The 24,067-nt window shown below is 63.1% G+C and carries 19 protein-coding genes and 1 tRNA gene; 12 read left to right on the plus strand and 8 right to left on the minus strand.

Annotated features, from left to right (window positions below):
* The first annotated feature begins 54 nt into the window (after positions 1 to 54).
* Genes NKJ09_RS03535 through NKJ09_RS03545 form a run of 3 tightly spaced genes read left to right on the plus strand, consistent with a single transcriptional unit; the run spans position 55 to position 2,987 of the window.
* Positions 55 to 1,194: an ABC transporter ATP-binding protein gene (locus NKJ09_RS03535; protein ID WP_352493836.1), complete on the plus strand. Its 1,140-nt coding sequence runs from the start codon at positions 55 to 57 to the stop codon at positions 1,192 to 1,194.
* 9 nt (positions 1,195 to 1,203) lie between these two features.
* A complete protein-coding gene (locus tag NKJ09_RS03540) occupies positions 1,204 to 2,172 on the plus strand; it encodes an ABC transporter permease subunit (protein WP_352493837.1) in 969 nt (322 codons plus the stop codon).
* Complete coding sequence (locus NKJ09_RS03545; protein ID WP_352493838.1) at positions 2,169 to 2,987, plus strand: ABC transporter permease; 819 nt, start codon at positions 2,169 to 2,171, stop codon at positions 2,985 to 2,987. The genes NKJ09_RS03540 and NKJ09_RS03545 overlap by 4 nt, the downstream gene beginning before the upstream one ends.
* An 11-nt stretch (positions 2,988 to 2,998) precedes the next feature.
* On the opposite strand, the gene NKJ09_RS03550 is transcribed toward NKJ09_RS03545, so the two are convergent.
* Positions 2,999 to 4,849, minus strand: a complete 1,851-nt coding sequence (locus tag NKJ09_RS03550) for an AsmA family protein (protein WP_023719392.1) — start codon at positions 4,847 to 4,849, stop codon at positions 2,999 to 3,001.
* A gap of 182 nt (positions 4,850 to 5,031) precedes the next feature.
* Between NKJ09_RS03550 and NKJ09_RS03555 the strand changes: the two genes are divergently transcribed.
* Positions 5,032 to 6,990 (plus strand): acetoacetate--CoA ligase, encoded by a 1,959-nt coding sequence (locus tag NKJ09_RS03555; RefSeq protein WP_352493839.1) that lies wholly within the window; start codon positions 5,032 to 5,034, stop codon positions 6,988 to 6,990.
* 274 nt (positions 6,991 to 7,264) lie between these two features.
* Here NKJ09_RS03555 and NKJ09_RS03560 read toward each other — a convergent pair whose 3' ends face one another.
* Positions 7,265 to 11,065 (minus strand): PAS domain S-box protein, encoded by a 3,801-nt coding sequence (locus tag NKJ09_RS03560; protein ID WP_352493840.1) that lies wholly within the window; start codon positions 11,063 to 11,065, stop codon positions 7,265 to 7,267.
* Between the two features lie 253 nt (positions 11,066 to 11,318).
* On the opposite strand from NKJ09_RS03560, the gene NKJ09_RS03565 reads away from it, so the two are divergent.
* Both NKJ09_RS03565 and NKJ09_RS03570 read left to right on the plus strand, forming a co-directional pair.
* Positions 11,319 to 11,777: a phasin gene (locus NKJ09_RS03565; RefSeq protein ID WP_352493841.1), complete on the plus strand. Its 459-nt coding sequence runs from the start codon at positions 11,319 to 11,321 to the stop codon at positions 11,775 to 11,777.
* A gap of 345 nt (positions 11,778 to 12,122) precedes the next feature.
* Positions 12,123 to 12,199 (plus strand) — tRNA-His (locus tag NKJ09_RS03570).
* 44 nt (positions 12,200 to 12,243) lie between these two features.
* Here the strand turns inward: NKJ09_RS03570 and NKJ09_RS03575 are convergent.
* Positions 12,244 to 13,167: a LysR family transcriptional regulator gene (locus tag NKJ09_RS03575; protein WP_352493842.1), complete on the minus strand. Its 924-nt coding sequence runs from the start codon at positions 13,165 to 13,167 to the stop codon at positions 12,244 to 12,246.
* A gap of 137 nt (positions 13,168 to 13,304) precedes the next feature.
* Between NKJ09_RS03575 and NKJ09_RS03580 the strand changes: the two genes are divergently transcribed.
* From NKJ09_RS03580 to NKJ09_RS03595, 4 genes are all read left to right on the plus strand, one after another.
* Positions 13,305 to 14,057: an SDR family NAD(P)-dependent oxidoreductase gene (locus tag NKJ09_RS03580; RefSeq protein ID WP_352493843.1), complete on the plus strand. Its 753-nt coding sequence runs from the start codon at positions 13,305 to 13,307 to the stop codon at positions 14,055 to 14,057.
* 90 nt (positions 14,058 to 14,147) lie between these two features.
* Positions 14,148 to 14,876, plus strand: coding sequence for an SDR family oxidoreductase (locus tag NKJ09_RS03585; protein ID WP_352762317.1), 729 nt, complete (start codon positions 14,148 to 14,150; stop codon positions 14,874 to 14,876).
* Positions 14,876 to 15,220: an Atu4866 domain-containing protein gene (locus NKJ09_RS03590; protein WP_502895967.1), complete on the plus strand. Its 345-nt coding sequence runs from the start codon at positions 14,876 to 14,878 to the stop codon at positions 15,218 to 15,220. Before NKJ09_RS03585 ends, NKJ09_RS03590 begins: the two co-directional genes overlap by 1 nt.
* Before the next feature lie 510 nt (positions 15,221 to 15,730).
* The gene (locus NKJ09_RS03595) at positions 15,731 to 15,985 is read left to right on the plus strand and encodes a DUF768 domain-containing protein (protein ID WP_023719384.1); all 255 of its coding nucleotides are present in this window, start codon (positions 15,731 to 15,733) and stop codon (positions 15,983 to 15,985) included.
* Between the two features lie 61 nt (positions 15,986 to 16,046).
* Here the strand turns inward: NKJ09_RS03595 and NKJ09_RS03600 are convergent, their stop codons facing one another.
* The 3 genes from NKJ09_RS03600 to NKJ09_RS03610 are packed head-to-tail and all read right to left on the minus strand — an operon-like array spanning position 16,047 to position 19,724.
* The gene (locus tag NKJ09_RS03600; RefSeq protein WP_352482370.1) at positions 16,047 to 17,174 is read right to left on the minus strand and encodes a DmpA family aminopeptidase; all 1,128 of its coding nucleotides are present in this window, start codon (positions 17,172 to 17,174) and stop codon (positions 16,047 to 16,049) included.
* Positions 17,175 to 17,181: 7 nt separating this feature from the next.
* Positions 17,182 to 18,747: an exodeoxyribonuclease VII large subunit gene (gene xseA / locus NKJ09_RS03605; protein WP_352482369.1), complete on the minus strand. Its 1,566-nt coding sequence runs from the start codon at positions 18,745 to 18,747 to the stop codon at positions 17,182 to 17,184.
* The gene (locus NKJ09_RS03610) at positions 18,744 to 19,724 is read right to left on the minus strand and encodes a LysR substrate-binding domain-containing protein (protein WP_352493845.1); all 981 of its coding nucleotides are present in this window, start codon (positions 19,722 to 19,724) and stop codon (positions 18,744 to 18,746) included. The genes xseA and NKJ09_RS03610 overlap by 4 nt, the downstream gene beginning before the upstream one ends.
* Positions 19,725 to 19,857: 133 nt before the next feature.
* On the opposite strand from NKJ09_RS03610, the gene NKJ09_RS03615 reads away from it, so the two are divergent.
* Positions 19,858 to 21,285 carry an MFS transporter gene (locus NKJ09_RS03615; RefSeq protein WP_352482367.1) on the plus strand — a complete coding sequence of 476 codons (1,428 nt, stop codon included), beginning with the start codon at positions 19,858 to 19,860 and terminating at the stop codon, positions 21,283 to 21,285.
* Between the two features lie 59 nt (positions 21,286 to 21,344).
* On the opposite strand, the gene NKJ09_RS03620 is transcribed toward NKJ09_RS03615, so the two are convergent.
* Positions 21,345 to 22,301 carry a LysR substrate-binding domain-containing protein gene (locus tag NKJ09_RS03620; RefSeq protein WP_023716458.1) on the minus strand — a complete coding sequence of 319 codons (957 nt, stop codon included), beginning with the start codon at positions 22,299 to 22,301 and terminating at the stop codon, positions 21,345 to 21,347.
* A 178-nt stretch (positions 22,302 to 22,479) separates the two neighbouring features.
* On the opposite strand from NKJ09_RS03620, the gene NKJ09_RS03625 reads away from it, so the two are divergent.
* Complete coding sequence (locus NKJ09_RS03625; protein ID WP_023716459.1) at positions 22,480 to 22,770, plus strand: DUF1127 domain-containing protein; 291 nt, start codon at positions 22,480 to 22,482, stop codon at positions 22,768 to 22,770.
* A 176-nt stretch (positions 22,771 to 22,946) separates the two neighbouring features.
* On the opposite strand, the gene NKJ09_RS03630 is transcribed toward NKJ09_RS03625, so the two are convergent.
* A complete protein-coding gene (locus tag NKJ09_RS03630; RefSeq protein WP_352762321.1) occupies positions 22,947 to 24,023 on the minus strand; it encodes a DUF937 domain-containing protein in 1,077 nt (358 codons plus the stop codon).
* Positions 24,024 to 24,067: the final 44 nt, after the last annotated feature.

The raw sequence follows: 24,067 nt of genomic DNA on the forward strand, positions 1-24,067 counted from the left end.
GTGGCTGACTGCCGGGGTCGTCTTTTAGGGACGGAATCAGGCACGGAGTGGGACATGAAATCGCTTGGCAGCATCCGCAGGGATTTCGCGCCATGGAATGATCCGAATGCCAAGCCATACATTCAGTTCGACAACGTCACCAAGAAGTTCGGCGACTTCACTGCCGTCAACAATCTGTCGCTGACCATCTTCGAACGCGAATTCTTTGCCCTGCTCGGAGCCTCAGGCTGCGGGAAATCGACGCTGCTCAGGATGCTTGCCGGCTTCGAGGAGCCGACCGCCGGCCGTATCCTGCTCGATGGCCAGGATCTGCGCGGCATCCCGCCATATCGGCGGCCGGTCAACATGATGTTCCAGTCCTACGCCTTGTTTCCGCACATGACGGTCGAGAACAACATCGCGTTCGGCCTCAAGCAGGAAGGCATGGCCAGGGCCGATATCGACAAGCGCGTCGCCGAGATGCTGAAGCTGGTCAAGCTCGAGCAGTTCGCCAAACGCAAGCCGCACCAATTGTCGGGCGGCCAGCGCCAGCGTGTCGCACTGGCCCGCTCGGTGGCCAAGCGGCCGAAAGTCCTGCTGCTCGATGAGCCGCTTGGCGCGCTGGACAAGAAGCTGCGCGAGGAAACCCAGTTCGAGCTGATGGACCTGCAGCAGAGCCTTGGCCTCACCTTCGTCGTCGTCACCCATGACCAGGAAGAGGCGATGACGATGGCCGACCGCATCGCCATCATCGACAAGGGCGAGGTAATGCAGGTGGCGACGCCGGCCGAGGTCTACGAGGCGCCGGGTTCCCGCTTCGTCGCCGGCTTCGTCGGCAATGTGAATATGTTCGACGGCAAGATCGCGGCTGGCGAGGCCGGCAGCGCAAGCATCGACGCCGGCAACGGCATCACCATCCGCACCGAAAATGCCGGCCGTGCCGCCGCCGGAACGTCCGTCACCTTCGCCATCAGACCGGAAAAGATCAAGGTTTCCTCCACGAAACCGGCTGGTGCCGTCAACGCCATCGAGGGCGAGGTCTACGACATCGCCTATCTCGGTGACATGACCATCTATCACGTCAGGCTGGATGACGGTCAGGTGGTGCGGGCAAGCACCATGAACGCGGCACGCATCACCGAGGATCCGCTGACCTGGAACGACCGTGCCTGGGTTTCTTTTCGACCCGACGCCGGCGTCGTGCTGACACGGTAGGGACTGATCATGTCCGCTGTCACCACCGCAACAAGCTCTTCGGCAAACGCCGCCGGCAAATCCGCCTTGGCCAGGCTGGGAGCGGCTTTGGTTAGCCGTCTCGTCATCATCATCCCCTACCTCTGGCTGCTGTTCTTCTTTCTCGTCCCCTTCATCATCGTCTTCAAGATTTCGCTGTCGCAGACCGCGATAGCCATGCCGCCTTACACGCCGGTGCTCGATTTCCGCGGCGGCGTTTCCGGGGTTGTCGCGTGGTTTGGCGCGCTCAATTTCGACAACTACATCTGGCTGACGCAGGACGCGCTTTACTTCAACGCCTATGTGACGAGCGTCATCGTCGCCGCCATCTCGACGGTCCTGACGTTGGTGATCGGTTATCCCATCGCCTATGGCATGGCACGCGCTCCGGCGACGATCCGCCCGACCTTGCTGATGCTGGTGATCCTGCCGTTCTGGACCTCGTTCCTGATCCGTGTCTACGCCTGGATCGGCATTCTCAAGCCCGAGGGCCTGCTCAACGAGCTGCTGCTCGCCACCGGCATCATCAGCCATCGGCTGATCATCCTCAACACCTACACGGCGATCTTCATTGGCATCGTCTACTCCTATCTGCCGTTCATGGTCCTGCCGCTCTATTCGGCATTGGAGAAGATGGACAATTCGCTGATCGAGGCCGCCAAGGATCTCGGCTGCCCGCCGACCAGCGCCTTCTGGAAGATCACGTTCCCGCTGTCGCTGCCCGGCGTCATCGCCGGCTGCCTGTTGGTGTTCATTCCCGCCGTCGGCGAGTTCGTCATCCCCGATCTGCTCGGCGGCTCACAGACACTGATGATCGGCAGGACGCTGTGGAGCGAATTCTTCGGCAACCGCGACTGGCCGGTGTCGTCTGCCGTTGCCGTCATCTTGCTGCTGCTGCTGATCGTGCCGATCATGCTCTTCCAGCGAGCCCAGGCGCGTGCCCAGGAGCAGGACCTATGAACGCTACCTGGAGCCGCTTCAACATCGTTTCGATCGTGCTCGGCTTTGCCTTTCTCTACCTGCCGATCGTCCTGCTCGTCGTGTTCTCTTTCAACGAGTCGAAGCTGGTCACCGTCTGGGGCGGCTTCTCGACGAAATGGTACGTGTCGCTGTTCCACAATCAGGGTCTGATGGACGCCACCTGGGTGACGGCGCGCGTCGGCGTCATCTCGGCCACCGTGGCGACCGTGCTCGGCACTCTGGCCGCGCTCACCTTGACACGCTACACGCGCTTTCGCGGCCGGCTGCTGTTTTCCGGCATGGTGTTTGCACCGCTGGTCATGCCGGAAGTCATCACCGGCCTGTCGCTATTGCTGCTCTTCGTCGCTGTCGGCTTCGACCGCGGCTTTCTCACGGTGACGCTTGCCCACACCACGCTGACCATGTGCTTCGTCGCTGTGGTGGTCCAATCGCGCCTGATCACGTTCGATCGTTCGCTGGAAGAAGCCGCGATGGATCTCGGTGCGCCGCCGGTAAGGACCTTCTTCCAGATCACGCTGCCGGTCATCATGCCGGCGATCGTCTCTGGCTGGATGCTGGCCTTCACGCTCTCGCTCGACGACCTGGTTATTACCAGCTTCACCTCGGGGCCTGGCGCCACGACGCTGCCGATGAAGATCTACAGCCAGGTCCGCCTTGGCGTGACGCCGGAAATCAACGCGGCGTGCACCATTCTGATCGCGGTCGTCGCAGTTGGCGTGATCATCGCTTCGCTCGCAAACAAACGCCGCGAGGTGCAGCGGCAGCGCGACGAGCAGGCGGCGCAGCGAGGTTGAGTTCCTGCTGCTTACTCGCCTGAAACACCGCGACTTATCGGCGAGATGAACGGCGTGCTCCAGGTGCCGCCGACGAAGAACGACGACTGCTTGGGCGCTTGGCCGTTCGTCTGCGTGGCAGCCTGGCTCGGCTGGACGATGCCGCCGGACAGCGCCAGCCCGCGTCCGGCATAGGATGCGATGCCGGAAAGCCAGATCTTGTATTGCGCGGAATTCACCTCGGCCTTGTCGATGCGCGCCACGCCGTTCGAAACGCTCGCCTTGAGCTCGGCCCCGTCGATCGGCAGCGTTCCGTCCGAGACGTCGTCAAGCGCAAAGAATCCACCCTGTTCGGTGTGCTTGAGGAACGCCGGCAGGTTAAGCCGGCTCAGCGCACCCGCGCCGAAGGTCGCGGACAGCGAGCCATTGGCGTTTTCGAAAATGGAGTCCCAGGTTCTGCCCGGCCCCTTGAGGATGACCGAAACGGTTCCGGTGCCGATCGGCACCAGCCGCGTCATCCCGGCCGCGGTGCCGAAAGCGCCGCCGTCGATGTCGGAAGCAAGCAGCCGGATCTCGACTTCCGTGCCGGCGGGCTTGCGGTCGAAACGGACGCTGCTTTGGACGTTGCCGCCAAAGGCGGATGCATCGGAGATGTCGAAGACGGCGAGGCCGTTCTTGACCTGGGCGGTGGCGGCGACGTCGGCAAGCTGGATTGCACCTGCCGTGGCATGCGCGGCGGACAGCCTGAGATCGAGATTGATCCGGTCGGCGAAGCTTGTGTCGATCTCGCCCGGGCCGGCGGCGCCGGCGGATGGTACGGGGGTAAAGGCGGAGAGAAACGATCTGAGGTCGAGCGTATCGAAGGCAAGTGTGCCGGAGATCACCGGCAGTGCCTCGCCGTAGGTGAAGTCCAGCGCGCCCATTCCGGGGTTGTTGTCGAGGGTCAGGGCCGTATTTTCGAATTTGATGCGCCCGGCCGTCGCCGTGATCTTGCTTGAAACCGAGATCGAGCCGATTGCCGCACCGGGCGCGATGCCGGCCTGCGACCATTCGAGCACGCGTCGCAGCGAAGGTGCGGCAAATTTTGCCTGGCCGTCGAAATAGCCGTTCTCCGACATGCTGGCCAGCCCGTCGAAGGAAAAGCTGGCCGGCGCCGCCTTGAAGGAAAGCGTGACCGGTGCTGCGCCGCCGCCAAACAGCACAAGCGGGTTCGGCGATGCGGCGTCGACGGAAACGCTTTCGCCGCGCCATATCCCGGTCGCCGACAGCGTCGCATTGCTGTTCATCGCGGCCCAATTCGCCTGGCCGCTCAGGCTGCTCAATATCTCCTGGTCCTTGCCGCCGATGGCGGCGACCACGCGGCCATCCCTGAACTCGACTGTGCCGAACGGATCTGCCGGCAGCTTGCCGAGATCCGGCTTGGCGGGATTTGTGTTGATCACCGCGCGGGCAGCATCGATCGAACGCGTAATGCGCCCGCCGCTCGGAATCGCAGGCAGGAAAAACCCGCTCGCGGTACGCTGAACCCTGATCGTCGGTCGCACCAGCCGCGCCGTCGAAAACACCACGTCGCCACGCAGCGCCGCCATGGCCGAGAGGTCGACCTCGACCCGTTCGGCCTCGATCACAGGCGGTGCATCCGTCTCTGTCCATTGCGACAGCGTCACGTCGCTCAGGATCGCCCGGAAATTCGGCCAGACCTCGATGCGCGGCGCGCCGTCGATGGTGACCCTGAAACCGCTCCAGGCGCTCATTTCCCACGCGATGCGGTCACGCACGATACGGGTCGAGGCGATCAACGGCAAGGCTGCAACGACCAGCGCGACGACGGTGACGGCTGCGCCGATCGCCCATATTCCGCGTCGGATCAAAGGTGATGGCATATCGCCCCGTATGCTTCCATTCCGACAAAATCGCCCGACGGGTGTAACCGACGGCTGACGCATTTCAAGTCTTTATGGCCCGGCGATGGCATTTGCGCACACCCTGACCGGCGCGGTCCAACAAAATCTTGCTCTGCTGCATCGCGATATGCATAAGCGATGCAGCCTGCGGAGGAACAATGATGGCCGACGACGCACCGCTCTGGATGCCGACGCAAGAGCAGATCGACGCAGCGCCGATGACCGCCTTCATGAACGCCGCGGCGAGCAGGGCCGGCAAGGCTTTCTCCTCCTATGCCGACCTGCATCGCTGGTCGATCGATGACCGCGAGACCTTCTGGAGCCTGGTCTGGGACTTTTGCGGCATCGTCGGCGACAAGGGCGAACGCGTGCTGGTCGATGGCGACAAGATGCCCGGCGCGACCTTCTTCCCTGACGCGAAGCTGAACTTCGCCGAGAATCTTCTGAAGAAAACCGGGCTTGGCGACGCAGTCGTCTTTCGCGGCGAGGACAAGGTCGAGCGGCGGCTGTCCTGGAACGAGCTGCATGCGCTGACCTCGCGCCTGCAACAGCTCTTCCTGTCGCTCAAGGTGAAGAAGGGCGACCGCATCGCCGCGATGATGCCGAACATGCCGGAGACCGTTGCGGCGATGCTGGCTGCCGCCTCGATCGGCGCCGTCTGGTCGTCCTGCTCCCCAGATTTCGGCGAGCAGGGTGTTCTCGACCGGTTCGGCCAGATCGAGCCTGTCGTCTTCATCGCGCCGGACGGCTACTGGTACAATGGCAAGGCGATCGAAGTCGCCGACAAGATCGCGGCTGTGGTGGCGAAGCTCGCCACCGTGCGCAAAGTCCTGATCGTCGATTATCTCGGCACGTCGACCGACGTCGCGGCAACCATCGGCAAGGCGGCTGCGCTGGAGGAGGCGCTGTCACCCTTTGCCGCCAGGCCTGTCAGTTACGAAAGGCTGCCGTTTTCGCATCCGCTCTACATCCTGTTTTCGTCAGGCACGACCGGCATCCCCAAATGCATCGTCCATTCAGCCGGCGGAACGCTGATCCAGCACGTCAAGGAAGAGCGGCTGCATGCCGGCCTGCTCGACGGCGATCGCTTCTTCTATTTCACCACCTGCGGCTGGATGATGTGGAACTGGCTGGTGTCGGGCCTGGCGTCGGGCGCCACCTTGCTGCTCTATGACGGCTCGCCTTTCTACCCGGACGGCAATGCGCTGTTCGACTTCGCCGATGCCGAGAAGATGACCTATTTCGGCACCTCGGCCAAATTCATCGATTCCGTGCGCAAGGCCGGCCTCAAGCCGATCCACACGCATGATCTTTCCAGTGTGCGCACCATCTCCTCGACCGGCTCGCCGCTGTCGCCGGAAGATTTCCGTTTCGTCTATGAAGGCATCAAGAAGGACGTGCATCTCGCCTCGATCTCCGGCGGCACCGATATCGTCTCCTGCTTCGTGCTCGGCGTGCCGATCGAACCGGTATGGCCCGGCGAGATCCAGGGACCCGGCCTCGGCCTTGCCGTCGACGTCTGGGACGATGATGGCCGTCCGCTTCGCAAGGAGAAGGGGGAGCTCGTCTGCACCAAGCCGTTTCCGGCAATGCCGATCGGCTTCTGGAACGACCCTGACGGCAAGAAATACGAGGCCGCCTATTTCGAGCGCTTCGACAATGTCTGGTGCCACGGCGATTTCGCCGAATGGACCGCCCATGGCGGGCTGATCATCCATGGCCGTTCCGACGCCACGCTCAATCCGGGCGGTGTTAGGATCGGCACGGCGGAGATCTACAATCAGGTCGAGCAGATGCCGGAAATCCTCGAAGCGCTATGCATCGGCCAGGATTTCGACAATGACGTGCGTGTCGTGCTGTTCGTACGGGTGGCGGCCGGCGTCGAACTCGATGCCGAGCTGGAAAAACGCATCCGCGCGAAAATCCGCACCGGGGCGAGCCCGCGCCACGTGCCGGCCAAGATCGTCGCCGTCGGCGATATACCGCGCACCAAATCGGGCAAGATTACCGAGCTCGCGGTCCGCGACATGGTGCATGGCCGCGCCATCAAGAACAAGGAAGCGCTCGCCAATCCCGAAGCGCTCGAGCTGTTCCGCAACCTGCCGCAGCTTGCCGACTGAGCATGGAGCCCGGGCTGGGAACCGGGGTCATGGTTAACGAAATGTCTCCGCGGAATTTACCTAGATTTCATGAGTGGTACACATTGGTAAATTTTCCGGCGTGCCGGTAAGGATTTGTTAAGGCCCGGCATCGATAGTCGTGCGTAACTTGAGGGAGAAATCCCGTTCCTCTTAGCCCCCAGAGGATCTGATTCGCTCAAGCCCCCGTTGTGACAGCAATTCTATCATTCAAGGCGTCCCATTGGACGCCTTTTTTCTTTGCGCAGCCATAGACCTAACCGGCCAGCACGCGGGTCGAGGGGAAGGCGACTTCGACCAGGGTTCCCTCGCCGGGCGTCGAGTTGATGGTGAACCGGGCACGGTTCGCTTCGACCATCGCCTTCGTCAGCGGCAGCCCGAGACCGGTGCCGTCGCCGCGGCCGCGCTTCAGCGCGTTGATCTGCTTGAACGGCTTCAGCGCCTGCTCGATCTCGGACTGGCTCATGCCGATGCCGGTATCGCGCACGCGCATGACGACGTCGCCGGAGAGCTCATAGGCCGTCGACACGATCACCTGGCCGCCGGCCTGCGTGTAGCGGACGGCGTTCGACAAGATGTTGAGCGCGATCTGCCGCACGCTGCGCAGATCGGCCACCACTTCCGGCAGTCGCGAGGCGAAGCTGGAGCGGATGATGACGCGTTCCCGGTTGGCTTGCGGCTGCATCATCGCCACGGTCTCGGCCAGCGTGTCGTTGAGCGACACCGCCTCATAAGCCATCTCCTGCTGACCGGCCTCGATTTTCGAAATGTCGAGCAGGTCGTTGACCAGATCGAGCACGTGGTTGCCCGAACGGTTGATGTCGCGCAGATAGTCGCGATAGCGGTCATTGGCCACCGGCCCGAATTTCTCGTCCACCATCAGCTCGGAAAAGCCGATGATGGCGTTGAGCGGCGTGCGGATCTCGTGGCTGATGCGGGCCAGAAAATCGGTCTTCTGCGACGAGGCGCGTTCGGCGACCGCGCGCGCCTGGGTCAGGTCCTCTTCGGCGCGCTTCCACTGGGTAATGTCGCGCACCACCGCGCAGAAGCCGCTGTCGTTGGGCAGCCTGCCGATGGTCATGAACAGCGGAATGAAGCGCCCCTGTGCCTCGCGTCCGATCACCTCGCGGCCATCGTTCATCACACTCGCAACGCCGGGCTCCGACAACCCCTCGAGATAGTCACGCGCCGCGCGCTGGCTTTCGATCGCAAACAGCGAGACGAACGGTTTGCCGGTCACCTCGTCGCTGTCGAAGCCGAACAGCGCTTCCGCCGGACGGCTAATTGAACGGATCGTTCCGTTACGGCCGATCAGCACGACGCCGTCGGTGGCGGTGTCGATGATGGTGCGCATTTCGGCAATGCGTGCCTTGAGCTCGGAAACATCCGGCTGCGTTTGGTCGTCGGCGGCGCCATGTGGAATGGCTACTGCTTCGTCGCCGGAACGGCGTACGACCAGCATCAGCGCCTTGCCGTTTCCCCAGGGGACGGAGCGTAAAATCGCGTCGATCGGAAACTCCTGACCGTCGCGCGTCTTCAGCCGTAGAGCGCGGTCGCTGCCGTCGGAACTGCCGTCGTCGGCATAAGGGTCGGCAAACAGCGCGCCGAGCCCGCCGGCCTCGTCCAAGGCATTGAGCGTCGCATAGCCGGTCAGGCCGAGGAATTCGTCGTTCGCGTAGTGCAGCTGGTCGCCGGAATGGATAAGCACCGGCACTGGCAGCTTGCCGAGGATCGAGGTATCCGGCCCCTTGTTGTCCTCTCCGGCAAACGCCGACGGCACGAAGCCGTCGAGTTTGAGCGGTGGTGCCAGCGGCCGCCCGACGGGCGGCGCCGAGCCGGCATCGCCGGCTGCGGCTTCGTTGTCATCGGACCAATCTTCGCTGTCCTCGGCGTCGCGGAAGTCTTCCGCCGTCATGCTGTCGTCGTCGTCGCCATCCTGCGGCGCTTCGGCGACGATCGTTCGACGGTTCGTGCTGGGCTCAACGCCTTCCTGCGCTTCATCGCTGGGTTCGCGGTCGGCATAGTCGAGCAGCGATCCGGAAACAGGGCGTGTGATGGGTTCGCCGGCTTGCGCCTCTGCTGCCGTCTCGTCGGGTTGCTCGCCGTCGAGCCGGGCGAGGTCCTTCTGGTCCTCGGCATCGGCCTCGGGCGGTTCGGCCGCCTCGCTTTCCGGACTTGGCGCCGGCATTTCACCCTTGTCCGTCGGACCGGCTTTTTTCAGCTTTGGTTCGTCGGCCTTGCCGGCTGCCTCAACTTTGGTCGCGGTCTCCGCAGCCGGCTTTGGCTTCTCGGCGCTGCGCTGTTCGTCTACCGGCTTTTCGGCCGGGGTGCTGTCCTTCTTGAGACGCTCGCCAATCTCGCGAAACGCGCTGCGTTCCAGCGTAGACAGGCCCTTGTCGTTGGCCGGCTGCCGGTGCTCGGCCAGCCGGATCACCTTGTCGGCAAAGCGCCGCTCGGGCTTTGGCACGATGGTCAACGCCGGCACTTCGCCCCGGAACGGATCGGCGGCTTTCGGTGTCTCGGGGGCAGGTTCAACGGCTTCGGGCCCGACCGCGGCAGGCTTCTCCTCGGCGACAAGGGCCATGCCGGCCGCGTCGGGATCGATCACCGCATCGCTGCTGCGGGCGACGCCGAAACCGCGAAAACCTTCGAAAACGCGGCTGCGGCTGTAAACCGGGAGCGCCGCCAGATCGACGGGTATCTTCAGATCGGTGCCGGCGACCGGCCACAGCACGGAGCGGCCGGACCAGGTGTCGCGCCGTTCGAGCAGGCCGGCGATCTCGCCTGAAGGATCGAGGCCGTAGGCGGCTGAAACGTCCTCGAAGCGGCGGCCGATCACGTCGGCTGCGGGCTTGCCGACGAGTTCGGCAAATTCCGGCGACAGGGCACTGAACCGGCCCTCTGCGTCGGTACGCCAGACGAAACGCATGGGCGCGGCCGTACGATCAATCGCGGGGCCGCGGCCTTGGGCCCGGGAAGCGGCTTTGATCGCTTGTGTGGCGCTTTCCTGCGGGGCGTCCAGACCGGCCGGCGAAGCGGCGGGGCTGGCTGGTGTCTCGGCTTCGCCGAACACACCTGCCCCGGGCGGGACCTGCGTGTCGTCGCCCGCATTGAAGTACCAATGGTCATGCTGCGTCGGCGTTTCGCCAGCCGTGTGCTGATTGTCGGCCCCCGAAACCTGCTTGGCTGTGTCGGCAGGCTCGTGCTCCGCCGATGCGGAGCTGCCTTCGATCGCCGCAAGGTCGATCTCCGCCGCGCCGGTGGTGGTGATTGGCGGCTCGGCGATTGGCTGCTCGTTGTCCTGGTCCGTTGGTTGGGGAAGACCGCTCGGCGCCGCTGCTGCCTCGCTGCCGGGTCCCGCGACGGCGCGCTCGCCAACAGGGGCCCCGCCGTCAAGCCGGTCCTCGTCGATCACCACCAGCAGGTGCCGCTCGTCTGTCAGACGGGCAAGGCCTGCCGGATAGGAGCTGGATCCGCCCGGAACCAGGCGCTTGACGATGCGGTCGCTGTCGTTCGCCACGTCGGCGACAAGCGCGGCCAGCGTCTCAGGCCGGATGCCGAGCGACGAAAAGCCGTCCGACGCGGCGTCGATATTGCCCTTGGCATCGACAAAGGCGATGTAGTGGCCGTCTTCGGTAAAGCCGCTGATGGCGCGATCGGCGATCTCGGCCGCGCTGCGCGAGCCGGTCTGCGCCGCCGGCAACGCCAGCATGATTGCTTCCTCGCCATCGGGCATGGTCACCGCGCTGGCCAGGAAACCAACCGCGCGGCTGGTCAGCCCGGTAGCCAGGCGGACCGTGATGGCACGGTCGCGGCCGATCCGCGGAAAACCGCTGGTTGCCATGATCTGGCGCCTGGCGATCAGCGGCAATCCTGCCGAAGCGCCGATGATGGCTCCGATATCCGGATAGCCGAATACCGCTGCGCCGGGGCCGTTGGCCCATATCACCTGCTCGAGATCTGCCGACAGAATGGCGATCGCGTCGCCGGCGGCGAACCGCAGGCGGACCGCGTCGAGCACGGCAACATCGAGGAAGGAGTAGTTTTCAGCCGGCATGCGCTTGGCGACCCTCACAGAGCGGGCAATTTGCGGTTAACGCTTTGTTAATAAAAGCCGACGGCGCGAAGGTCCACAAGTCAAAGCGTGCAACCAGCGGAATCTCTAGGCGCGTGGTTAACGTCGCGAAACAAATAATCAATGGTGCGATGCAACAAACATGTTGCAATGCACAAAATTTGCCTTTATATTGCCACGATAGATGAACGAGACGGCTTTCTGTCAAAGCCGCTGCCGCTGAAAAGGATGGAAAATGTCCAGGACCAAGACCGCCGACACGATGGAAAACGTTGAATTCCCAAGCTTCGACGCTTCCAAGGCCACCGATCAGATCCGCGCCTTCGCCGAAAAGGGCGTCGAGCAGTCGAAAGAGGCCTATGCCAAGCTGAAGACCGGCGCCGAGGAGACCCAGAAGGCTCTGGAGTCGACCTACGAGACCGCCAAGACCGTTTCCAGCGACCTGTCGCTCAAGACCATCGCCGCCCTGCGCGCCAATGCCGAGGCCGGCTTCTCGCATTTCGAAGCCCTGATTGGCGCCAAGTCGCTGTCGGAAGTCGTCGAGCTGCAGACTGCGTTCCTGCGCAAGAGCGTCGAAATGACCGTTGAGCAGGCCAAGGACTTCCAGGCGGTTGCTGCCAAGGCGGCCGAGGACGTATCTAAGCCGATCAAGACCGCCTTCGAGAAGGCCGTGAAAGAAATTAAGATCGCCTAATATTTGCACACAGTTTGACGATGCATCAAAAGGTCGCATTTCGTCAGACAAATAGATGTGCGATATAGTGGTTTAAGCGAATACCCGGCGGGTGGAATCTCCTCCCTCTGCTCACCGGGATAACCAGCCAGCACCTCCTCCCGCTGGCTCGTAACAGGAAAAGGCCGGCACCTCCTCCCGCCGGCCTTTTCTTTGTCCGGCGAAAAATGACGCTATGCCGGAGCGATCTTTTGCTTTGCCAAAAGCCTTGAATTAAACTCCGATAGCCCGTATGGACGCATCGCCGAACGACAGAGCGGGTCCCGGAGAATGAACGTTCCGTCTGGATATCGCTCGGGCAAGCGTGCCGTTGTAGCTCAGATGGTTAGAGCGCCGGATTGTGGATCCGGAGGTCGCTGGTTCGATCCCAGCCAACGGTACCATTCAGCTTTCAGCCAGGTTTCTGACCAATAGCGCCAAGCGATCTCTACGACCCTGGCGCGGTCACCTGCGATCCCGCCTGACGCGCACCGCGCAGGTGATCCACAAGGGCTCTCAGCTTCGGCGCGATATTCCGTCGGCTGGGAAAAAAAAGATAGAAGCCCGCAAACGGCGGAAAATAGTCGTCGAGGATTCGCACAAGCTCGCCGCGGTCGATCCAGGGGCGGAATGTGTCCGCCATGCCGAACGTGATTCCGGCGCCTGCAACGGCCAGCCGGATCATCAGCCACATGTCGTTAGTGGTGATCTCGGGCGCAACCGCCACGTCGAACTCGCGCCCGTCCTCGCCAAACTCCCACCGATAGGGCGAAACTCCCGGCGCCGGCCGCCAGCCGATACAACGATGAGCCACAAGCTCGCGCGGATGGGCGGGTGCTCCGAACTTTTCGAGATAGCGCGGGGCGCAGACGGCCATCTGTCGCTGATCGCCCGATACCGGCACGGCAATCATGTCCTGCTCGATCACTTCGCCGAGCCTCACGCCCGCATCATAACCTTCGGCAACGATGTCGAATTCCTCGTCGGTGACCACGATATCCAGATGCACCTCGGGAAATCTTTCTGCAAAGGACGCCAGCAACGGCCCTGACAGAAACGTCTCCGCGATCGACGAAACCGCGATCCGCAGCCGGCCGCGTGGGCGATCCAGAAACTCCGTGGTGGCTTCGATTGCCGCGTTCACGTCGGCGATCGCCGGTGCGACGCTCGCCAGCAGGCGCTCGCCCGCCTCGGTCAGATTTACGCTGCGTGTCGTGCGCTGCAGCAATGCGATGCCAAGGCGCTGTTCAAGCCTGAGGACGCTCTGGCTGACCGCCGAGCGCGTCACGCCCAGCCGGTCTGCCGCAGCGCGGAAATTGCGTTCCTCGGCCACTGTGACGAAGACGGCAATTGCATTGAGATCGATGTCCATTGGTTAGCTAAACTTACCATCGAGGTTACCAGCGGGCGGGTTATCGCGACAATGCCATGGCTCTATCTCTATCGCAATGGCAAGAAAGGCTTGATCCTCCCGATCAAGCCGATGCCGGATGACCAAGGAGATAACCCATGACATCACTGCCTTCCTCCTGGAACCTGGATGGAAAAGTCGCCCTCGTGACGGGCGCGGCACGCGGCATCGGCCGCTGCACGGCGGAGCTGCTGCGTGCCAGGGGTGCCCGGATCGTGGCAAGCGATCTCAGCGACACTGTACGTGAATTGGAAGCCGAGGATGTGGCAACCCTGGTCGGTGATGTCGCTGACGAGGCTCTGGCCAGACGCTCGGTCGAACTCGCGGCGAAGCGCTTCGGACGACTGGACATCGTCGTGAACAATGCCGGTCGCACGCTCAACAAACGTCTGACGGCGACCTCGGTCGACGACTATGACCGCATCCTGCAGATCAATGCGCGCGGCAGTTTTGTCACCGCCCGGGCTGCGGTGGAGTTGATGGCCGCCGGCGGTGGTGGCGCGATCGTCAATGTCTCGTCGATCTCGGCCGTCGCGGCCTTCGAGACGCAGGCGGCCTATGCATCCTCCAAGGCGGCAGTCGCACAGCTGACCAAGGTGATAGCGATCGAATACGGGCGCATGGGCATTCGCTGCAACGCCGTTGCCCCTGGCGTGATCGAAACCGACATCATGGAAGGCGTGGTGGAGAATGGCCGGGAGATGCTGCGCAGCTTCGGCGATGCGCATCCGATCGGCCGGATCGGCCAGCCGCAGGAAGTTGCCGAGGCCATCGCCTTTCTTGCCTCGCCGGCGTCCAGCTTCATCACCGGGTCCCTGCTTCTGGTCGATGGCGGCTACACCGCCCAGTGACCCCAAATAAGGCTGGCGCACTGCGGGAGCTCACCCGCACGCCATCCTTCACATCGTGAAAATAACCGCTGAACCAAAAGGATTATCTCGATGACCATGAACAAAGTTGTTCTGATCACCGGTGCCTCCAGCGGCATCGGTGCTGGCATCGCCCGCGAACTTGGCGCGGCAGGTGCAAAGCTGATGCTTGGCGCACGGCGCACCGACCGCCTTGAAGTCCTCGCAGCCGAAATCGAGGCAGCTGGTGGAATCGTTCGCGTACGAGCGCTCGACGTCACCAAAAGGGCGGATGTCGCAGCATTCGCCGATGCTGCGCGGGCCGAATGGGGCCAGGTCGACGTCATCGTCAACAATGCGGGCGTCATGCCGCTCTCGGCCATGGCAGCCATGAAGGTCGACGAGTGGGAGCTGATGGTGGACGTCAACATCAAAGGTGTTCTGTACGGCATCGCGGCGGTCCTGCCGGAGATGACGGCACGCGGCTCCGGGCATATCATCAATATCGGTTCCATCGGCGCACTGGCCGTCTCGCCCACGGCTGCCGTTTATTGCGCAACGAAATACGCTGTCCGCGCGATTTCCGATGGGCTCCGCCAGGAGAGTGACGATATCCGCGTAACCTGCATTCATCCTGGCGTGGTGGAAAGCGAGCTGGCCAACACGATCTCCGACGAAGCCGCTGCCGCCGCCATGAAAACCTGGCGTGCTATTGCCCTGCAACCCGATGCCATCGCCAGGGCAGTGTGCTACGCAATCGAACAGCCCGACGATGTCGACGTCAACGAGATCGTCGTGCGTCCGACGAAGGCGGCGCATTGATGCGATCCACTTTGGCCGCAATGCTTACGGGTATTGCCGTTGCTGTAGCCCCAACCGGCCTGACCCTTCCTTCAACTCCAATCCTTGCGGAGGAATCAATGACGCGCCAAGATCACCCCTATGTCGGAATGTGGGTCACCGAGGATCGCCATATCAGGCACGAACTCCTGCCGAACGGCCGTTATGACGAAGCGCGCGGTGACCGCGAGAGCGCCTATCGGGGACGCTATGAAGTGCAGGGAAACCACATAGAATACTGGGACGATACGGGCTTCACCGCGGACGGAGAGTTCGTCGAAGGCGTTCTCTATCATGCCGGCATGATCCTTTATCGCCAGCGGTAGAGAGCCACCCTGAGACAAGCAATTCAGGGTTCCACAAGACGCTATTGCATGCCTTGCATGAGGCGCTCGGCAGTTTGCACCACAAGGCCCGCCACACCACATATCTCCCGGCAAGCGCGGCGGAAAGAAGCAGGATCGCGGGCAGAGTCGACATTGCAAATGGTTGTCACTATATAGCGGCGGCTTTGACGGCTCGCCTTTTACGTGGTGCCGGCGAGTGCGCGGTAAATGTGCTAGCTATTGTGTTATCTATTGTGATCTAAAACGGCTTGAAAACCGAAAAAAAGCAAATAGAAACAATAGCGCGGGTCAAACGAGTTTCGTCGAGAGAATCAGTCCTCAAGAACCAGAACGTGCTCCTTGAACCCACCATTCCCTTCAGCTCTGTGGACCTCGGACAAGTTCGGCTTGCCGGGCGAAGCCGACTCGGCTCGAATGGCAGCACGCATCTTTTCGAAGATGCCGACGTTTATGATTACCAATCGGCATAGCCGCTAGGGAAACAGCAGTATGAGTGAACACGCGATCGAGTTCTTGCGCGGGTGGATTGGCGAAAAAGTCCATTGCCAGCCCTCGCCAGCCAGAATCGAGAAGCAGGCCGAGACCCTCGCCAGGGAATGTGCGGCCAAAGCTGCCGAAGCCGGCATACCCCTGGAGGATATCCAGGAAGAGGTCGGCGACATTCAGGAGCTCATTGCTTCGAGGCTCGAAGAGGCGGCCGAGGCCGATCAGGACGAGCAGAATTCCAACAAGCCTGCCGGCTGACGGATCGCCCCCGGCAAAACCTGCCGGGCGATTATTGCCTGTCTGATGCAGTTGCGCGGTCTTATCGCCGCGCAGCCTTGCCAAATCTCTCCTCGAGCCATGCTTTCGGCAACGCCGGCACGAAATTGCCGTCGCGCCCGGTCATGTCATCATTGGCGACCAGCGCGTTGAGGATGGCTTCCTCCACGCTCTGAACGACGGCGTCGAAGAACGGGTTGATGTCGGCATCCGGTATGTAGCCGGCGCTGACCAGCTTGCCGGCGGCGCCGCGCGCCGCATCGGCATTGGCCGTGCTGACGGCGAGAAAAATATCGCCGGATGAATTGTATCCATAGCCGCCGGTCAGCGCGACGCCGAGCGGCACGCGTTTCGCCAGTCTTTTCAACTGATGCGGCATGAATGGCGCATCGGTGGCGACGATCGCGATGATCGAGCTCTTTTCCGCTCGCGGCGTGTTGTCCCGGATCGCCGGTTCGGCGAGTTCCGCTCCGGCCCTGACGCCACGCACGACAAGGTTCCGCCGCGCACCGAAATTCGACTGGACGAAGCAGCCGATCGTGAAACGCTCTCCGTTCCAGTCGACGCTGCGCGAGGATGTGCCCGATCCCGCCTTGAAGCCAAAGGTGATCATGCCGGTGCCGCCGCCGACGCTGCCCTCTTCGATCGGCCCGCTTTCAGCCATCTCGAGCGCCGAAAATACATGCTCGAAGCTCACATGGTGGCCGTTGATGTCGTTTAGAAAGCCGTCATAAGTCTCGCCCGCTACCGGCAGTGCCCAGGCGCTGTCGAGCGATTGCGGCAGCACCTTCTGCATCCAGCGCAGCGTTGCGTCGCGGCTGACGCCGCAGGAATGCGTGTTGGTGATGGTGATGGGAAGATTGAACGCTCCGAGTTCCTCTATCAGATGCGAGCCGGTCAGTTCGCCATTGCCATTGGCGCTGAACACGCCGGCGAACGCCGGTACGGCCAGTTCGCCCCTGGGCCGTGGCAGGATCGCGGTCACGCCGGTGCGTACTGGACCCTTGCCGACAACGGGCGGCCCGTCCCCTGAGATCAGCGTGGTATAGCCGACCGTCACGCCAGGCACATCGGTGATGGCGTTGAAGCGGCCCGGCGTGCCATCGAATGGGATCGCGAAGGCGCGGGCGCGCGGTTTGCCCGAGGGCGTCGCAAGATGAGGGTCGGTCATTTCTTCCTCAGAAAAGCGAACCTTGGCCGCCCGGCGCCTTGAGCTTGGCCGCGGGCTTGGCAACCGTCTTCGGCCGCGCCGTGCCACTGATGGCGACTGCATCCGCGGTGCCGTCGGCGAACTCCAGCGAAAGCGCCATTCCCGACACCACGTCCGTCGCATGCTTGACCACCGCGCCGTCCACATCCTTGACCAGTGCGAAGCCCCGCGCCAGCACGGCCTTGTGCGAGAGCGTCGCCAGCAACCGATCGGCCTGCGTCAGTTTTCCACGCAGACGGTCCAGTCGTCTCGAAATCGCGTGGTCCTGCCGCCGCGTCAGGGCCAGCAGGGCATCGCCTTGCAGTTTCTGCCGCCTCGCGATCGGCGCCGGTGACAGTCTGGCCGCCGTGCGCGAAAACCGCGCCCGACGCTCGCGCACGATGGCAAGGAACGCCGCTTGCGCACGGGCGAGGTCGCGGCGGGTCAGCGTGCGGGCTTCGTTCATGCGCCGCGACAAGGTGGCCGGCGTCAGCCGCTGCCCCAGAAGCCTGGCCCGCTTGCGCTCGACGCTGACCGACAGCGCCCGGCCAAGCCGGCTCGTCGCCTCGTCGAAGCGCCGCCGCGGCAGCGCCAGCAACTGGTCGGGCGAGGGCAGCGCACGGGCGGCCGCGCGCGCCGCTTGCCGCTTGCGTTCGAAATTGCGCGACACCGCGGTGTTCAACCGTGCGCTGAGACCGGCAAGCGTCGCTTCGAGGTCGACCTTGACCGGCACGGCGATTTCGGCGGCGCCCGTCGGCGTCGGCGCCCGCACATCCGCGGCCAGATCGACCAGCGTCCAGTCGGTCTCGTGGCCGACCGCGGAAATCAACGGAATGGCCGAAGCGGCGACGGCCCGGGCGAGCGCTTCGTCGTTGAAGCCCCACAGATCCTCCAGGCTGCCGCCGCCGCGTGCCACGATCAACAGGTCGGGCCGCGGGATGGCGCCGTCCCATGGCAGTGCGTTGAAGCCGTTGACAGCAGCGGTCACCTCCGCTCCCGCCATTTCGCCCTGCACCCGCACCGGCCAGACGAGCACATGCAGCGGAAAGCGGTCCTTGATGCGGTGGATGATGTCGCGGATGACGGCGCCTGTCGGCGAGGTGACGACGCCGATGACGCGCGGCATGAAGGGCAGCAGGCGCTTGCGGCCGGCGTCGAACAGGCCTTCGGCCTGCAGCCGGCGCTTGCGCTCTTCCAGCAGCGCCATCAGCGCGCCGGCACCGGCCGGCTCAAGATTGTCGATGACGATCTGGTAGTTGGACTTTCCGGGATAGGTGGTCAGCCTGCCGGTGGCGATCACCTCCATGCCTTCCTCTGGACGGAATTTCAGCCGGCTCATCGTGGTCTTCCACACCACGGCGTCGAGCCGCGCGCGATCGTCCTTCAGGCAGAAATAGGCATGGCCGGAGGAATGCGGCCCGCGATAGCCGGAAATCTCGCCGCGCACCCGTACATTGCCGAAGACGTCCTCGACCGTGCGCTTCAGCGCGCCGGAAATCTCGCTCACCGTATACTCGGTGGCGTTGGTGCGTGATTCGGATGCTGTGTCGCTCATCGGCCGATTGGGGGACGGTTGTTGGCCGCCGTCAAGGCGCCTGTATCCGGCCGCGTGTCATAACGCGATCCCATCATCTCGCTACGGCCAAAAAATTCGGCAGCCAGATAATCGCTGAACGCTCGAACTGCCGGCAACAGGCTGCGCCCCGAAGGCGACAGCAAAGTGATCCCAGCTTCTCCCGCCGTCCATTGCGGCAGGATGCGTTGCAATATGCCATTGCCTGTTTCGGCCTGGCAGAAATAGGCCGGCAGCGCCACGATCCCCAGGCCCGCGATGGCAGCCTGTTTCAGTGTTCCCAGATCGTCGCTGCGCAAGCGCGCCGTGAACGGCATCAGCACAGTCTCGCCGCCGGTGTTGCGCAGATTCCAGACCGCCCCGCCGGTCGGCCCGTTCAATGCCAGGCCGCCATGGCCGGCAAGGTCCTGTGGGCTTGTCAGTATGCCTGCGCCGGCAAGATAGATGGGTGCGGCGAAAAGGTGCCAGGGCGTCGGCGCGAACCGACGCTGGATCAGGCTGGAATCGGGCAGCGGCTCGACATGGCCGCGAAGTGCAAGGTCAAACCCCTCGTCGACAAGATCCACATACCTGTTGGTCGCGTGCTGGATGATGTTTACCTTGGGAAACTTTAAAAGGAACCGGGGTAGCAATTCCGCCAGGAACGACTGCGCCATGCCGATCGAGCAGGTGAAGCGGACCGTACCGCTGGGCTCGGCCAGTCGTCGCGCCGCGGCGCCTTCGGCCGATTCCGCCTCGACCAGCATTCCCACAGCAAACTGATAGACCTCCTGGCCGATATCAGTGACGGCGAAGCTGCGGGAGGTTCGCTGGATAAGACAGACGCCCAGCTGTTTCTCGAGCTCGATGATGCGCCGGCTGATGTTGGACTTTGATCGTCCAAGCGCGTGGCTTGCGGCAGTGAAGCTCTGTTTCTCGACCACCTTCGCAAAATAATAAAGATCGTTCAGATCCAGCACAGTCGCACATCGTTGCCAATAGAGGACGATGCTTCCAGTTATATGCCATTTTGGCTGTTTCGTCCAGATATTACCTTGCCAATTGCCGCGCTGATCAGCGGGTGCTGGGCTCCATTTGGAAAAAGGAATAGGCATGACCGACCAGTTGAATATGAGCCACCACTCGAGCGTGGCTGACGTATCGGCCCGACCACGGTTTGGTCTGGTTTTGACATTGCTGGCTTTTGCCCAGCTTATTATTTCGATCGACTACAATATCGTTTTTGTCGCTTTGCCCGAGATCGGCCTGGGCCTCGGCTTCTCGGCGCAGACCCTGCAATGGGTCGTGAGTGCGTATGCGGTTGCGTTTGGCGGCTTCCTCTTGCTTGGAGGCAGGGCATCCGACCTGCTTGGGCGTCGGCGAATGTTCGTTTTCGGGCTTGTCCTCTACGCAGTGTCTTCGCTGGTCGGCGGTTTCGCCACGACGCCTCAGATCCTGATTGCCGCGCGCGCCGTGCAGGGCTTGGGCGGCGCTTTTCTTTTCCCGGCCACCCTGTCGCTGGTCAACACCACCTTCAGCGAAGGTCGCGAACGCAATATCGCTTTGTCCGTATGGGCCGGCTCTGGTGCCGGGGGCATGGTTCTGGGCTCGTTGCTTGGCGGCGTGCTGACCCAGGCATTCGGCTGGGAGGCGGTGTTCTTCGTCAACGTGCCTTTGGCCGGCATCGCGATCGTGGCGGCCTTTCCGGTGATTCTAGGAGACAGCGGGTACCAGTCAGGCGGCAAGTTCGATCTGCCGGGCGCATTGACGGCGACGGTCGGTACCACCCTGCTCGTTTTCACGCTCGTCCAGGGTCCAGAGTACGGCTGGGCCTCACAGGGTATTCTGGTCAGCGCTGCCGTTGGGATCCTGTTGCTGGCGCTCTTCGTGGCCATAGAGGCGCATAGCCGCGACCCGTTGCTGCCGCTGCGGCTGCTGGCCAACCGCAACCTCAGCACCGGCGTCGTCACCACATTCCTGTTCACCGCCACGTTCGGTTCTTTGCTCTATTTCCTGTCTTTCTACTTCCAGACAGTGCAGGGCTTCGGCGTTCTGCAGACTGGTTTCGCCTTCATGGTCCCGATGTTGGCCGTCTTGTCGGGCAATGCGCTGAGCGGTCGGATGGCGACCCGTCTGGGTACACGAAACACACTCGTCGTCAGCCTTGCGATCGGCGCGATTGGTACGGCGGGCCTGGGCATGGCCATGTCGGCGGACAGCACTTATGCCGACCTGGTCCCCGGACTGATTGTCTTCAGCCTCGGCGGCGGCATCACCTTTCCAACAATGTTCGCAGCCGCAGCCAAGGGCGTTGCCGCGCATGAGCAAGGCATCGCCTCAGGCATTGCATCCACGGGTCAGCAGGTCGGTAGCGCGGTGGGGCTGGCTATCCTGGTTGCCGTTGCAAACGCCGGCACCGGCGGTTTGACAGGAGAAGCGCTGCGCGTCGCTACCGCTGAGGGTGTGCGGATGGCCGTCTATCTCGCCGCTGCCGGTACCGCGGTGATGATCCTCGTCGCACTGAATTTCCGTCGTCATTGAGCCCGAACTTGCTTCGGCTCCGCGGTGGCGGGCCCCATGGCGCTATGAGACACCAAGCCCTACCAGCCCGGCAGGATCTGGTTCGGCTTGGTCCGCTTCATCTTCGCGAAGGCGAGGGCGGCGAAATCGAACGTGCCGGTCTCCTCGCCGAGCGGCACGGAAATATTGTCGAGGCTTTCCGAAATATGGCGGGCGAGCGCGTCGACGATCTCCGGCCGCGAGGTCTGGCCGCGCATGATGCCGATGCGGCAATCGGGCAGGGCGCCGAAACCGTCGGCCTCGCCCAGCACCCGCATGCCGGGCCGCAGCGCGCATTCCGGCAGCACCGAGATCGCCAGGCCGGAAAGCACCGCCGCGGCGATAACGGTGGCCGAGAAGCTGGTGAACAGGATGCGGTAGTCGCGGTTCTGCTGGTCGAGCACATCGGCGGCGGCCCGCCGCCAGATGCAGTTCGGCCGGCCGAAGGCCATCGGCAGGATCGGCTGCTCATGCGTCGCATGATTGGCCGAGGTAACCCACAGCAGCGGTTCGCGCCGCACCACTTCCGATTGGCCGCGCGCGTCATTGTGCGTCACCAGCGCCAGGTCGAGATTGCCGCGCTTGATGTGTTCGACCAGTCCCGGCGTCGGTTCGCAGATAACGGTCAGTTCGACATGCGGGTTGGAACGGGCAAACCGCGCCATGATCTCGGGCAGGAAGCGATCGGCATAGTCGTCCGGCGTGCCGATGCGGATGGTGCCTTCGAGCCGGCGGTCGTCGAAGGCGGCCAGTGTTTCCTTGTTGAGATAGAGCAGCCGCCTTGCGTAGGAGAGCAGTCTGTCGCCTTCCTCGGTCAGCCGGTTGGTGCGGCCGTCTTTTTCGAACAGCGGCTTGCCGATCCGCTCTTCGAGCCGCCGCATCTGCATCGACACCGCAGACTGGGTGCGATGCACGGCTTCCGCCGCGCGGGTAAAGCTGCCGGTGTCGACAATCGAGATGAAGGTCTGCAACTGATCGAGATCGAGCGGCGCTTTCATCGGTCTAATCCATCATTGATGTTGATGCTAAAGATTAGAAACATTCGTTGGATTAATCAATCGCGCCGTGGCAAATTCTGACTGTCCACATGAAGGCATGTGAATCGAAGCCGGAACGGCCGCTGTCGCCAGCGCCCGATCGACTGGTTTCGCTCGTTCGAACGTGAAGGAGACCGACATGGCTACGTTTGATTTCGCTACCGAGACCTCGCGCATCACCTCGCGTCCGGCCGTTGCGACGCGCGTGGCCAATGCCGCTGCCAATGTTTACCGCGCCTGGAAAAACCGTCGCGCCTTTTATCGCCTCGGCGAGATGTCGGATGCCGAGCTCGCCGACATCGGTCTGACCCGCGCCGACCTGCACGTCGCTGTCGGTGTGCCCTTTGGCCGCGATCCGACCGAGAGGCTTCGCGTCATCGCGGTCGAGCGCGCCGAAACGATCGAGGATATTGCCCGCAAGGTGGCCTGATCGCACAAATTCGCGATTTTGGTCGCATTGAACCTTTTTGAGGCACGAAGCCACCAAGTTACGCAGGCTCCCCACTCCCTGCCGGATCCCCCCGGCCAGCCTGCGCGCTGCCCGGTCCTCCCAGGACCGGGCTTTCTTTTTTGGGCGGCACTGATGATTGGATGCCGGTGTCTAGTCTACCGCCGGCCCATACCCTGCTTGAACTGGTCGAAGATCGACTCCATGCCTTTCTGGTAGTCGTCGCGCTGCTGGGCACCCGTCTCGAACATCTTGCCGAACAGGTCGTCGAACGGATTTCTCGGCCTGCCGCTCGGATTGGCCTGCGGCTGCGGCGCCTGGGGCTGCTGGGGCGCCTGACGCGCCTGCGGCTGCGGTTGTTGCGCACCACCGCCGAACATGTCCTGCAGTACTTTGCCGAGCGGATTGTCACCATAAGGGTTCTGTGTCTGCTGGGGCTGGTTCTGCGGCTGCTGCGGCTGTTGCGCGCCGCCGCCGAACATGTCCTGCAGCACCTTGCCGAGTGGATTGTCGCCATAAGGGTTCTGTGTCTGCTGCGGCTGGGTTTGCGGCTGCTGCCCGCCGCCGAACATGTCCTGCAACAGCTTGCCGAGCGGGTTGTCGCCGTAAGGGCTCTGCGTCTGTTGCGGCTTCTGTGCGCCGCCGAACATATCCTGCAGGACCTTGCCGAGCGGATTGTCCGCCGGGCCTGCAGGCTGAGGGGCCGGCGCCTGGCTGCCGCCGCCCGCCTGCCGCATCATCTGCTCGATGAGCTCGCCGAGCGGATTGCCGCCGCCGGGCCCACCCCCTGCCGCATGCATCTGCCCGCCTAACTGGTTGGTGGTCTGCTTGAACAGCCCGCCCATCATCATCGAGGCAATTGCCGGCAGCATCTGCTGCAACACCTGCTGGCTGACACCGCTCGCCTGCGCGGCCTGGCTGGCGACGGCGCGTGACAGATCCTTCGAGCCGAACAAATGCCCCAGAATTCCGTTGCCTTCATCGAGGCCCTGCGGCGAGAAGGCCCGGCTTGCATCCTCGAAATATTTGGCGTGCTGGCCGCTGGCCATCGCCGTCATGAAGGAGCCGAGTCCATAAGGGTCCGCTGTGTTGCGCTTCAGCCCCTGCGAAAAGGCCGGCAGCAGCGCCGCGACCGCCGCCTGCGTCTGCTGCTGCGACAGCCCGAACTGCTGGGCCAGCGCCTGCATGCCGTTGCCGTTCTGGGCCTGTGCCAGAATATCGAACAAGGAAGGCATTGTTTTCTCCTCCGGGAAAATCCTCGTTGGAGAAGCCTAGTTCG

It is taken from the genome of Mesorhizobium sp. M0189, from assembly GCF_040322135.1.
Lineage (GTDB): Bacteria > Pseudomonadota > Alphaproteobacteria > Rhizobiales > Rhizobiaceae > Mesorhizobium.

Excerpts from the sequence above, each read along its gene's own strand:
- NKJ09_RS03590 (WP_502895967.1), top strand. The coding sequence starts at position 14,876 with ATGCGATCCACTTTGGCCGCAATGCTTACGGGTATTGCCGTTGCTGTA.
- NKJ09_RS03565 (WP_352493841.1), top strand. The coding sequence starts at position 11,319 with ATGTCCAGGACCAAGACCGCCGACACGATGGAAAACGTTGAATTCCCA.
- NKJ09_RS03545 (WP_352493838.1), top strand. The coding sequence starts at position 2,169 with ATGAACGCTACCTGGAGCCGCTTCAACATCGTTTCGATCGTGCTCGGC.
- NKJ09_RS03555 (WP_352493839.1), top strand. The coding sequence starts at position 5,032 with ATGGCCGACGACGCACCGCTCTGGATGCCGACGCAAGAGCAGATCGAC.
- NKJ09_RS03535 (WP_352493836.1), top strand. The coding sequence starts at position 55 with ATGAAATCGCTTGGCAGCATCCGCAGGGATTTCGCGCCATGGAATGAT.
- NKJ09_RS03560 (WP_352493840.1), bottom strand. The coding sequence starts at position 11,065 with ATGCCGGCTGAAAACTACTCCTTCCTCGATGTTGCCGTGCTCGACGCG.
- xseA (WP_352482369.1), bottom strand. The coding sequence starts at position 18,747 with ATGAGCGACACAGCATCCGAATCACGCACCAACGCCACCGAGTATACG.
- NKJ09_RS03630 (WP_352762321.1), bottom strand. The coding sequence starts at position 24,023 with ATGCCTTCCTTGTTCGATATTCTGGCACAGGCCCAGAACGGCAACGGC.
- NKJ09_RS03580 (WP_352493843.1), top strand. The coding sequence starts at position 13,305 with ATGACATCACTGCCTTCCTCCTGGAACCTGGATGGAAAAGTCGCCCTC.
- NKJ09_RS03575 (WP_352493842.1), bottom strand. The coding sequence starts at position 13,167 with ATGGACATCGATCTCAATGCAATTGCCGTCTTCGTCACAGTGGCCGAG.
- NKJ09_RS03625 (WP_023716459.1), top strand. The coding sequence starts at position 22,480 with ATGGCTACGTTTGATTTCGCTACCGAGACCTCGCGCATCACCTCGCGT.
- NKJ09_RS03600 (WP_352482370.1), bottom strand. The coding sequence starts at position 17,174 with ATGACCGACCCTCATCTTGCGACGCCCTCGGGCAAACCGCGCGCCCGC.
- NKJ09_RS03550 (WP_023719392.1), bottom strand. The coding sequence starts at position 4,849 with ATGCCATCACCTTTGATCCGACGCGGAATATGGGCGATCGGCGCAGCC.
- NKJ09_RS03615 (WP_352482367.1), top strand. The coding sequence starts at position 19,858 with ATGACCGACCAGTTGAATATGAGCCACCACTCGAGCGTGGCTGACGTA.
- NKJ09_RS03620 (WP_023716458.1), bottom strand. The coding sequence starts at position 22,301 with ATGAAAGCGCCGCTCGATCTCGATCAGTTGCAGACCTTCATCTCGATT.
- NKJ09_RS03540 (WP_352493837.1), top strand. The coding sequence starts at position 1,204 with ATGTCCGCTGTCACCACCGCAACAAGCTCTTCGGCAAACGCCGCCGGC.
- NKJ09_RS03595 (WP_023719384.1), top strand. The coding sequence starts at position 15,731 with ATGAGTGAACACGCGATCGAGTTCTTGCGCGGGTGGATTGGCGAAAAA.
- NKJ09_RS03585 (WP_352762317.1), top strand. The coding sequence starts at position 14,148 with ATGACCATGAACAAAGTTGTTCTGATCACCGGTGCCTCCAGCGGCATC.